Annotated in this window: 7 protein-coding genes; 4 read left to right on the top strand and 3 right to left on the bottom strand. The window is 74.0% G+C overall.

Annotation, left to right across the window (positions count from 1 at the left end):
- Positions 1–56: 56 nt before the first annotated feature.
- Complete coding sequence (locus tag CCN42_RS16155) at positions 57–1,232, top strand: anhydro-N-acetylmuramic acid kinase (protein ID WP_086736438.1); 1,176 nt, start codon at positions 57–59, stop codon at positions 1,230–1,232.
- Between the two features lie 77 nt (positions 1,233–1,309).
- Positions 1,310–2,443 (top strand): DUF2510 domain-containing protein, encoded by a 1,134-nt coding sequence (locus CCN42_RS16150; protein WP_086736436.1) that lies wholly within the window; start codon positions 1,310–1,312, stop codon positions 2,441–2,443.
- A 169-nt stretch (positions 2,444–2,612) separates the two neighbouring features.
- Here the strand turns inward: CCN42_RS16150 and CCN42_RS16145 are convergent, their stop codons facing one another.
- On the bottom strand, positions 2,613–3,227 hold the full coding sequence (locus CCN42_RS16145) for a TetR/AcrR family transcriptional regulator (protein ID WP_086736434.1): 615 nt from the start codon (positions 3,225–3,227) through the stop codon (positions 2,613–2,615).
- A 183-nt stretch (positions 3,228–3,410) separates the two neighbouring features.
- On the opposite strand from CCN42_RS16145, the gene CCN42_RS16140 reads away from it, so the two are divergent.
- Together CCN42_RS16140 and CCN42_RS16135 are read left to right on the top strand one after the other, a co-directional pair.
- A complete protein-coding gene (locus tag CCN42_RS16140; RefSeq protein WP_086736432.1) occupies positions 3,411–4,262 on the top strand; it encodes a phosphatase PAP2 family protein in 852 nt (283 codons plus the stop codon).
- On the top strand, positions 4,259–5,191 hold the full coding sequence (locus CCN42_RS16135) for a DMT family protein (RefSeq protein WP_086736430.1): 933 nt from the start codon (positions 4,259–4,261) through the stop codon (positions 5,189–5,191). The genes CCN42_RS16140 and CCN42_RS16135 overlap by 4 nt, the downstream gene beginning before the upstream one ends.
- Before the next feature lie 13 nt (positions 5,192–5,204).
- Here the strand turns inward: CCN42_RS16135 and CCN42_RS16130 are convergent, their stop codons facing one another.
- Together CCN42_RS16130 and CCN42_RS16125 are read right to left on the bottom strand one after the other, a co-directional pair.
- On the bottom strand, positions 5,205–7,256 hold the full coding sequence (locus tag CCN42_RS16130) for a phosphocholine-specific phospholipase C (protein ID WP_086736429.1): 2,052 nt from the start codon (positions 7,254–7,256) through the stop codon (positions 5,205–5,207).
- A gap of 251 nt (positions 7,257–7,507) precedes the next feature.
- A partial coding sequence (locus CCN42_RS16125) for an MmyB family transcriptional regulator (RefSeq protein ID WP_086736427.1) occupies positions 7,508–8,124 on the bottom strand: 617 nt, incomplete at its 5' end.

Genomic DNA, 8,124 nt, shown 5'->3' with positions numbered 1-8,124 from the left:
CGACCGTACGCGGGTGACGGTATGCGGTATGCGGTGGACAGCGTGCGGGTGACGGTATGCGCGTGATCGGGCTGATGTCCGGCACGTCCTACGACGCGATCGACGCGGCGGCGGCCGATCTGGAGCCGGCCGGCGACCGTCTCGTGCTGAAGCCGCTCGGCATGGTGAGCGAGCACTACGACGACGAGCTGCGGGCGGCGCTCGCCGCGGCCCTCCCGCCGGGGACCTGTTCGCTCGCCGAGGTGTGCCGCCTGGACACCCGGATCGGGCAGGCCTTCGCGGCGGCGGCCGTCCGCGCGGACCGGGAACTGTGCGAGCACCGCGCCGATCTGGTGGCCTCGCACGGCCAGACCGTGTACCACTGGGTCGAGTCGGGCCGGGTGCACGGCACGCTGCAGCTCGGGCAGCCCGCGTGGATCGCGGAGGCGACGGGTCTGCCGGTGGTCGCCGATTTCCGGCCCAGGGACATCGCCGCGGGCGGTCAGGGCGCGCCGCTGGTCAGCCTGTTCGACCGGCTGTGGCTGCGTGGCCGCCCCGGCACCCCGGTCGCCCTCAATCTCGGCGGCATCGCCAACCTCACCGCACCCGACGGCACCGCCTTCGACACCGGTCCCGGGTGCGCGCTGCTGGACGCGGCGGTGCGGGAGTCCGGCCGCGGAGGGCTGCCGTACGACGCGGAGGGCGCCCTCGCGGCCCGGGGCACCGTTGATCCGCGCCTGCTCCGGCGGCTGCTCGCGGAGCCGTACTACGCGCTGCCGCCGCCGAAGACGACCGGCAAGGAGCTGTTCCACGCCGGTCATCTGCGCCGTGCGCTGTCCGGGCTGGGCACGCTGCCCGCCGAGGACGTGCTCGCCACGCTGGCCCGGCTGACCGCGGAGACGGTCGCCGACGCCGTGCGACGGGTGGGCGGCACGGAGGTGATCGCCTCGGGCGGCGGTACGCGTAATTCCGTGCTGATGGGGATGCTGCGCGAGCGGCTGGCGGGGGTGCCGGTGCGCCTCTCGGACGCGCTGGGCCTGCCCTCGGCCGCGAAGGAGGCGTACGCCTTCGCCGTCCTGGGCTTCCTGACCGTGCACGGTCTGCCGGGCACCGTTGCGACGAGCACCGGCGCCCGGCACCCGAGCGTGCTGGGTTCGGTGACGCCGGGGCGGAACGGGCTGCGGCTGCCGCCGGCGGGGCCGCCCGCCCCGGAGCGGCTCGAGGTGCGGGATCCGCGCGGCGACGGTACGTGACGGTGTGTCCGTTATCGGCGGTGAACGGCCCCGGTCCCTCTCATCCGGCTTTCACCGTCGCCTCTTACGGTGGGGTCATGACGCAGGTGACTCCCCCCGGGTGGTACCCCGATCCCGGGCAGACAAGTGACGGTCCCGCCACCGAGCGCTGGTGGGACGGCAAGGCATGGACGGACCAGATCCGTCCCGCGGGACCGGCCGCCGCCTGGGGCCCACCGACGGGGCAGCCTGCCGCGGGGGAGGCTCCGGGAGCGGGTCCGGGTCCGGCGTACGGCGCTCCGACCGGTCAGCCGGTGCAGCCAGGACAGCCGGGCCAGCCCGGCCAGCCGGGCCAGCCGGGCCAGCCGGGGACGTTCGGGCAGGCCGGTTTCCCGGCGTACCCGGCGTACCCGGCGCACCCGGGCTATCCCGGGTATCCGGTGCAGCCGCCGGCGTCCTCGCGCCGCGGCCTGCGGACGGGTATCGCGGCCGCGGTGGCCGCGGCGGTCCTCGCGAGCATCGGGTTCGGCGTGTACGCGCTGACCAAGGACGACGGGGGCGGCGCGAGCCGTGCGGACTCGCAGCAGGAGCGGGACGGCCGGGAGGACGGCCCGTTCGGTGACGGTGACGGCGGCTCGGAGGGACCGGACGACGGCCGGTCGCCCGGCCCCGGCGAGCCGCAGGCGCCGGAGGTGGAGGGCGGCGGCACGCTCGCCGACACCGTGAACGGCATCAGCATGCCGGTGCCGGACGGCTGGACCGGGCAGGCGATGGACGTCGGCGCGCAGATGACGTCCGACGACACCTACCCCTGCCCCGGTGAGACCTCCCAGACCTGCACCAAGGGCGGCGCGTACTCGGCGCCCGCCGCGCTGCTGGGCACCAAGGGCGGCACGGCGGAGGCCGTCGCGAAGGCGGACATCGCGGCCAACGCCAAGGAGTCCTACGGGGGCAGCTCGTACGGGGAGATCACCTCGCACCAGGTGCTGGCGTCGAAGACGGTCACGGTGGCCGGGCAGAAGGGTTACCTGGTCCGCTGGAAGGCGGTCACCAGCAAGGGCGCCGACGGCCTGGTCCAGTCGCTCGCGTTCCCCTCCCCCGCCGACGGCGACCGGATAGTCGTGGTGCGCTGCGGAGTGGACGCCGATCAGAAGGTGTCGCTCCTCGACGAGATCACCGAGGGCATCGAGGCGGGCCCCGCCGACGGCGACGGCAACGGACAGGACGTCTGAGCCGACCGCGTCGGCGCCCGCGCCCGGTGCCGGCATGTCGGCCGGGTGGGGCTCCTCTCCGCTCCAGAGGAACCCCACCCGGCCGGGGGGTGCGCGCCGCCCCCGTCCCCACGGTGCGGCGCGGTCGGACCGGCCGTCCAGTCATCCCATGGACGGCGCGATCCGAGTACTAGGTGAGGCCGAGCGCGGGGAGCACGGCGGCCTCCATGAACCGGACCAGGTAGTCCGGGTCGGCGTAGCGGCCCTCCAGGACGGGCCGCACCCGCAGCACGCCGAACAGCTGCGCGGGGATGAACGGCAGTGCCGGGTTGCCGGCCGCGACCTCGCCGCGTTCGACACCGCGGCGCAGGATCTCCTCCAGCGCGGCGATCTCCGGCTCGATCAGCGCCTCGCGCAGCGCGCGGGCGAGCTCCTTGTCCTGCATCACCGCGTGGCCGAGCGCCTGGTGCAGCTTGGTGTCCTTCGCCGACCACGCGGCGGCGCAGCGGGCGACCTCGCGCAGGTCCTCGGCGAGCGAGCCGGTGTCGATGCCCGCGAACCGCACTCTCCGGCTGGAGCGCAGGGCGGCGGCGACGAACTGGGGTTTCGTCTTCCACTGCCGGTACAGCGTGGACTTGCTGCAGCGGGTGCTGGCGGCGACGCCCTCCATGGTGACGGCGTCGTAGCCGCACTCCCGGATACGGTCCAGGACGGCGTCGAAGAACTCCTGCTCGCGCTCGGGCGTGAGCTTGGAGCGGCGCGAGGCGACGACCGGGTCCGGTCGGTCCGCGGCCTGCGACGTCATCGGCTTCTCTCCCTGGGGGTCAGTGCGGGACTGCCTTTCGATACGCCAGTGTACCGGTACTCATCCGTATCGGTACACTGGCGTATCGGTACGCGGCCGTATCGATAACCTCGCCGCCCGCGCACCGGGAGCCACAAGCTCCCCATGGACCACATGCACCACCGTCAGCGAAGGGGCCGGGGGATGAATGCCCGCACCGAGCCTGCGCCAGCGGAGCCGGGCAGCGCGACAGCGCGGCCGCCGCTCGTCAGGGAGCTTCTGCTCGTCGCAGGGCTCTTCCTCCTCTACAAGTCCGGCCGCCGGCTGGCGACCGGTCACACGGACGCGGCCTTCGGCAACGCGCATCACGTGTGGGACCTGGAACGAGCGGTCCTGCTGCCCGGCGAGGGGGCCGTGCAGTCCCTGCTGCTGCACGGCGACCTCCTGGTCCGCGTCGCGAACACCTACTACGCGACCGTGCACTTCCCCGCCACCGCCGTCTTCCTGATCTGGCTGTACCTGCGCCGCCCCGGCCACTACCTGTGGGCACGCCGGGTGCTGGCGGCCGTGACCGCCGCGGCGCTCGTGCTGCATCTCACGTTCCCGCTGGCCCCGCCCCGGATGCTCGCGGCGGCGGGTCTGATCGACACCGGGCGGGTGTACGGGCCGTCGGTGTACGGACCGCCGTCGACCGACACCCTCTCCAACCAGTTCGCGGCGATGCCCTCGCTGCACTTCGGCTGGGCGCTGATGGTCGCGATCGGACTGATCGCCGCGACCCGCTCCCGTCTGCGGTGGCTGTGGCTGGCGCACCCGCTGCTGACCCTGCTGGTGATCGTGGGCACGGCGAACCACTACTGGCTCGACTCCCTCGTCGCCGCGGCCCTGCTCGCCCTCGCCCTCGCCGTGCTCCGCCCGCCGCTGCGGACGACCGCTCCGGTGCCAACGCGCCAGGTCTCGGCGACTGGGGCCGCCGCGCCGGTGCAGGATCCCGGTGCCGTACGGCCCGCCGGCGCACCCGCCGAGCCGCACGAGCTGGTGGAGGCGGGCCGATGAGCGCCATGGCCCTCGCCCTCGTGCTGTCGGTGTTCTCCGCCGTCGCCTACGCCGCCGCCGCGGTCGCGCAGGAACGGCTGGCCGCGCGCAGCCCCGGCTCCGGGGTGCTGCGGCTGCTCGGCGGCGCCGCGTGGTGGATCGCGGTGGCGCTGAACGCCACCGGCGCGCTGCTGCACGTCGTCGCCCTGAAGTACGGGCCGTTGACCGTGGTGCAGCCGCTGGGCGCGCTCACACTGGTCGCGGCGGTGCCGCTCGGTGCGCGGATCGCCGGGCGGCGGGTGAGCGCGCCCGAGTGGCGGGGCACCGCGTTCACCCTCGCGGGCCTGACGGCGGTCCTGGTCACGGCGTCCGGCCCGGCGCCCGACGACGTGCTCAGCGTCCAGGAGGCGCTGGCGGTCGCCGGGGTCACCGCGGTACTGATCGGCTCGCTCGCCCGGCCCGGCGCCCGGCCCGGGCTGCGGCACGCCACCGCGTCCGGGATCGCCTCCGGTGTCGCCTCCGCGCTCACCCAGACCGTGACGGTCGCCGCCACGGACCACTCCGGCCCCGTGCTCGACGTCCAGGTGATCGCGGTCGCTCTGCTCGTCGCGGCGCTGGCGACGGGCGGGCTGCTGCTGGCGCAGGCCGGTTACCGGGGCGGCCTGGGCGCGCCGCTGGCGATGGTGACCCTGGCCAACCCGGTGGCCGCCGCGGTGATCGGCCTCTCCCTGCTCGGCGAGCGCCTCCAGGGCGGCCCCGCGGGAGTGCTGCTGGCACTGGCGGGGGCGGGGCTCGCGGCCTGGGGCGTGGTGCTGCTCGCGCGTACGCCACCTCAGCAGGCACCCGCGACCGCGACCGAGCCGGAGGCGCCCCGGGCCGCCGTGTCCCGGCCGGAGGCCCTGGTGCCCCGGCAGCCGCAGCCGGGTCCGGGGCACCTGACCCCGCTCTGAGCGGGGAGGGCGGTCACTCGGTGACGATCGCCGGGTCGCTCACCCCGGGCTGCCCGTTCTCCACGTGCCCGGCGAAGCGCCGCAGGTACCCCGGTTCGGCGTCGGATGTGACCGTCAGGTCGTACCAGCGCCGGCTCGCCGCGAGGTCGACGGTGTGCCGGACGACCGCGCCGGGCCGCACCCGCAGGCTCCGCGTGGTGCCCGTGTAGCGGTCGGCCAGCTTCAGCACGACCGTGCCGGAGCCCCGGTTGGTGAAGGTCAGCTCGATGTCGTCGCCGGTGTGCCGGGCGGTGACCTCCGGACCGGCCTTCTTGTTCGGGCCCTGGAAGACGCGCAGGAAGCCGTTGGGGCCGTGCACGGTCAGGTCGTACGAGCCCTTGGAGTAGACCGAGTTCCAGGTGTCGGAGATGCTCTTCCCGGCTTCGGTGGTGTAGGTCCACGGGCCGTCGGTGCGGCTGCCGGAGGTGACCAGGAAGGCGGCCCCGGCCTTCGCCCCCGAGGCGAAGGTGAGGGTGAACTTCCCGGCCGCCACGTCTGCCGAGCCGTCCACCAGCGGTGCGTACCTCAGCGGGCGGGCCGGGCGCAGACCGCGCTCCTGCCGGGGCATGTCGGGATGCACGGGCGGGACCGGCCGGTAGTCGGGGTGGCGCTCGCGGTCCGGCGGCGCGTAGCCGTCGGTGCCGGGCAGTGCGGCCGGGCGGCTGTCGGTGCGGGAGAAGTCGAACGCGGCGGTGAGGTCGCCGCAGATCGCGCGCCGCCAGGGCGAGATGTTCGGTTCGTGGACGCCGAAGCGGCGTTCCATGAACCGGATGACGGAGGTGTGGTCGAGGGTCTCGGAGCAGACCCAGCCGCCCTTGCTCCAGGGCGAGACGACCAGCATGGGCACGCGCGGGCCGAGCCCGTAGGGGCCGGCGGGGCGCCTGCTGTCGCCCGGGTAGAGGTCGAGGGAGACGTCGACCGTGGACCTGCCGCGGGAGGCGTCCATCGGCGGCAGCGGTGGCACCACGTGGTCGAAGAAGCCGTCGTTCTCGTCGTACGTGATGAACAGCGCCGTCCTCGCCCAGACCGCCGGGTTGGAGGTGAGCGCGTCGAGGACCTGCGCGATGTACCAGGCGCCGTAGTTGGACGGCCAGTTGGAGTGCTCGGAGAACGCCTCGGGGGCGGCGATCCAGGAGACCTGCGGCAGGGTGCCCGCCTTGACGTCGGCGCGCAGCCGGTCGAAGTAGCCGTCGCCGTTCCTGACGTCGGTGCCGGTGCGGGCCTTGTCGTGGAGCGGGTCGCCGGGCGCGGCGTTCCGGTAGGTGTCGAAGTAGAGCAGGGAGTTGTCGCCGTAGTTGCCGCGGTAGGCGTCGGAGATCCAGCCCCAGTGGCCGGCCGCGTCCAGGCCGTCGCCGATGTCCTGGTAGACCTTCCAGGAGATGCCGGCCTTCTCCAGGCGCTCGGGGTAGGTGGTCCAGCCGTAGCCCAGTTCGTCGTTGCCGAGGACGGGGCCGCCGCCCGTGCCGTCGTTGCCCGTGTGGCCGCTCCACAGGTAGTAGCGGTTCGGGTCCGTGGAGCCGATGAACGAGCAGTGGTAGGCGTCGCAGACGGTGAAGGCGTCGGCGAGCGCGTAGTGGAACGGGATGTCCTCGCGGGTCAGGTACGCCATGGTGGTGGTGCCCTTGGCGGGGATCCACTGGTCGTACTTGCCGCCGTGGTAGGCCTGCTGGCCGTCGGTCCAGCCGTGCGGCAGGCCCTCCAGGAACTGCATGCCGAGGTCGTCGGCGTCCGGGTGGAAGGGCAGCACGTCCTTGCCGCCGTCCGCCTGGTGCCAGACGGGCCTGCCGTTGTCGAGGGTGACCGGGCGGGGGTCGCCGAAGCCGCGGACGCCGCGCAGTTTCCCGAAGTAGTGGTCGAAGGAACGATTCTCCTGCATCAGCACGACGATGTGCTCGACGTCCTCGATCGTTCCCGAGCGACGGTCGGCGGGCAGGGCGGCGGCGCGCTCGATGCTGCCGGCCAGCGCGCTGAACGCCGTGGTGGCACCCGCGACCTGGAGGAATCTGCGCCGGTTGACTTCGGGCATGGGTGGGGACCTCTCGTCCTGACGTTGTTCGACCGGCCGGATGGGCGTGACGGAATGCGCGCGGAAGGAGTGTTCCAAGAGCACCAAACGTCAGGGAAGGGTGTGGTGGCGCCCATGTGAAAGTCACGGGTACGTGAGGTGTGTTTCCGGCCGAAGCGGAGGACGGGGAGGACGGGGGACGGCGGCACCCACGGGGCGCGCCCCGGTCCGACCGTGGCGCCGTCGGCGACCTGAACGCCGGCGGTGCCCGGTCAGACCTCGGGGGCGGGGACCACGCTGAGGTGGCCCGCCGCACGGCGGGCGCGGACGCGCCGGCGCGGGGCGGACGCCGCGCGGCGCGGCTCGCGCAGCACCAGCGTCAGCCGGGTGTAGCCCAGGTCCTGCAGGGTCTTGGGGGTTTCGCCGACGATACGGCAGTCCGTGGCGCCCCAGCGCGGATCGGGGTGCAGCAGCGGACGGACCGCGCCGTCGTGCTCGACGGCCGCCTCGCCGACCGCGCGGATCCAGTGCGGCAGGCCGTGCCGGTAGGCGGCCTCCATGATGGGGTCCTGGGCGATCTCCCGGCGGATCGCCTGGAGCCGGTGGTCCTGGCCCTGCCGCTCCAGGGCGGCGGCGAAGTGCGCCAGCATCGGCAGGCACCAGCGCGGCTCGTGCTCGCCGAGGACGGTGCCCGCGTCGGGGTGGAACAGGACGAATCTGAGGAAGTTGTCCCACGGCATGGCCGTGGGGTGCGGTCCCACGCCCCGGAAAAGTGTCTCGAACGCGCTGTTGGCGACCACCACGTCCCAGGCGTCGTCCACGACGACGGAGGGAAAGGGGACGGCCTGGAGCAGTGCGGCGTAGTCCTCCAGATACGCCTGGGCCTCGG

Origin of the sequence: Streptomyces glaucescens (assembly GCF_002154375.1) — a bacterium.
Lineage (GTDB): Bacteria > Actinomycetota > Actinomycetes > Streptomycetales > Streptomycetaceae > Streptomyces > Streptomyces glaucescens.
Note: the sequence above shows the minus strand (reverse complement) of the source record. Positions and strands in the feature narration are given on the sequence as shown.